We start from the raw sequence: 2,780 nt of genomic DNA on the forward strand, positions 1-2,780 counted from the left end.
GAGGCGCGGATCAGCCGGGAAAGATCGCCTGCCACCAGCGACGGCGGGCCCGGGGCAGTGGGACCGCCGCGTCGAGATCGACCGGGGCCACACGCGACAGCACCCAGCCGGGCAGCACCCGCAGGCCGGAGGACCCACAGCTGGACCCGAGGTGGTTCGGATCGTAGATCTTCACCATATCCGGTGACTCGACCGCGTCCACGTAGACCACGCCGCAGTAGTCGTGGTGGTGCTCGCTGCGCAGCAGCTGATCGACCTCGGTGATGAAGCGGTCGAGCTTCGCGGCCGCCACCGGCTGCTCGGGCGGCTCCTCGCCGACCGCATAGACGTACCAGCTGCCGTCGTTGCGGGCCCGCAGCCGCTCCCACAGGGCATCGAGCTGATGCCAGTACAGGATCCCGGTAAATCCGCCCTGAAACCGTGCAAGGAATTCCGGCGTTGTTCCATGTTGGACCAGAGCTACCATAAGGAATGTCCGGATGAAGCGGGTCAGTGCCGATCGAGGACCGGGGCCGGCACCGCACCCCGGACGACCTCCAGCGGTCTTCGGGAACCCACGCAGGCGTCAAACGGCACTGGCTTCGCGCGAACCCGCGTCCTCATGCCAACCGGCCAAGTCTTCGTTCTGACCACGTGAATGGAAGACATGGCCGCGAGTATCGCCCAGCCTTGGTGCGATTTGCATGACGCCCTGCACCATGACGGATCAGGACCCGCACCCGGTCAAGAAAATCCCGAGCCCGCCCGACCCGCTCACCCGGCTGACGCGGCGGGCAAGACCCTCAGCCGCCGGTGACCAGCAGGATCAGTCCGGCGTGCTCCTGCGGAGTGGTCTCCACGGCCTGGCCGGGGCGCAGGTCGGAGGCCTCCAGCCGCTCGGCGAGCGCGGCGCTCTGATCGGCGTAGGCCTGGGTCAGTGCGAGGATCCGTGTGGTCGGCGACGGCCGGTGCACCGCCGGCTGGAAGCGCTGCGCGACCATGCCCGGCAGCGGCCGCTCCTCGAGCGCCTGCCAGCCGTCGGCATCGCGGAAGCGCGACCAGGCGGCCTCCAGCAGTACCGCGACGGTCGCGTCCGGACCGTCCCCGGTGGCCACCGACCAGTCGTGCAGCCCCTGCGCGAGATAGGCGTAGTCGGAGAGCCCGGCGGCACCGGCGACCTCGGGCGGCAGGTCCAGCATCAGGGACAGGGCCTCCGGATCATCCGCCGCGGCCTGCAGGCGTGCGGCCAGCGCCGCGCCCGCCGGTGCCAGCTCCGGGTCGTCCGCGACTTCGGCAAACGCGGACAGCAGCAGCCCGTGCATCCCGGTCAGCGGCTTCTCGTCGCGCGGCAGCCCGCGCGCCTCGCGATCGGCCCGGAGCGCGCGCCGGCCCGCCTCGATCAGGGCCGAGGCCGCCTCCGGCTCCAGGTCAAAGCGCTCGGCGATCGCGTCCAGACGGCCGGTCTCCAGCGGCAGGTAGCCGTAGTCGAACTGCAGCGCCCCTTCCAGCCCGAACCATGCCCGCACCAGTCCCGGCTCGGGATGCCCGGCCAGCGCCGCCTCCACCTGCTCCTGCGTCCACAGATACGCGCCGCCCTCGCGCCCGGCCTCATCGATGGCGGACAGGGCCGAGGCATAGGCACCGGGCGTGTCCAGCGCCATGTCGCGCAGCACGAATTCCAGCGCATCACGTCCGACAGCGGCCCAGTCGTCACGCTCGAACTCCCGCGCCGCGCGCAGGTACACGCGGGCCAGCTGCGCCTGATCCTCGAGCATGATCTCGAAATGGGGCCGCCCCCAGTCCGGGGTCTCGGAATAGCGGAAGAAGCCCCCGCCCAGCACGTCGCGCAGGCCCGCGCGCGCCATCTCGTCGAGCGTAACCTCGAGGAACTCGCCCGCCCACGGCGGTGCGCGGCCCTCCTCCCGGGCCTGCAGCAGTGCCTGCAGCTCCGGGGCGCGCGGAAACTTCGACTGGTCGCCGAAGCCCCCGGCGAGGAAGTCCGCCTCGCGCTCCATCGCCGTCCACAGCGCCTGCGGCAGGCGCGCCGCGCGGGTGGCCGACAGCGGCTCCTCACCGGTGCGCAGGCGCTCCGTGAGTTCCAGCCGCGCCGCGCGCGCAAGCGCCGCCAGCGCCTCGCCGTCACGGCGCCGCTGCTCGGAGATGCCATCGAGAAAGCGCGCAAAGTCGTCGCGCGGCGCGTAGACCACGCCGGCCACCGCGTCGCCGGTGGGCAGCACCACCACGTTCAGCGGCCAGCCGGCGATGCCCCGGGTGGCGCGCAGGAACTCGATCAGATAGTGATCCAGCGCCGTGTGCAGTTCGCGGTCGATCTTCACCGGGATGAAGTCCCGGTTCAGCCGCTCGGCGATCCCCTCGTCCTGGAAGCTCTCCTCCTGCATCACGTGGCACCAGTGACAGGCGTAGTAGCCGCTGGAGATCAGCAGCGGCCGGTTCGCATGCCGCGCCTCCTCGAGCAGTTCCGGGCTCCACTCCCGCCAGTGCACCGGATCGCCGGCATGCAGGCGCAGGTAGGGCGAGATGCTCTGCTCCAGCGCCGCGCGCGTCTCCGCCGCCGACGGCATCGCCAGCGTAAGCGCCAGCACAACCGCGGCAAGGCCGCCACCAAGGCGCGACACCAGCCGGCGCGGTGGAATCATGGAATGGGTCATCGGCCACCGTCCAAAGACATGAATGCGTATTCCATGGATCCCCCCAACGCCCCTAAAATTCCCCGGGAAGCCAGCCCCCCCCTCGGCGACCCCCGACCCGCGTAGGAGCGGCTTCCAGCCGCGATCCAGCCT

At 71.0% G+C, this 2,780-nt stretch carries 2 protein-coding genes; both read right to left on the reverse strand.

Features of this window, described 5'->3' with window-relative positions; genetic code table 11:
• Nucleotides 1-10: 10 nt before the first annotated feature.
• Nucleotides 11-466, reverse strand: coding sequence for a hypothetical protein (locus tag ACESMN_RS13595; RefSeq protein WP_373054146.1), 456 nt, complete (start codon nucleotides 464-466; stop codon nucleotides 11-13).
• Nucleotides 467-782: 316 nt separating this feature from the next.
• Complete coding sequence (locus ACESMN_RS13600; RefSeq protein ID WP_373054147.1) at nucleotides 783-2,636, reverse strand: thioredoxin domain-containing protein; 1,854 nt, start codon at nucleotides 2,634-2,636, stop codon at nucleotides 783-785.
• Nucleotides 2,637-2,780: the final 144 nt, after the last annotated feature.

Origin of the sequence: Thioalkalivibrio sp. (assembly GCF_041690275.1) — a bacterium.
Classification (GTDB): Bacteria; Pseudomonadota; Gammaproteobacteria; order Ectothiorhodospirales; family Ectothiorhodospiraceae; genus Thioalkalivibrio.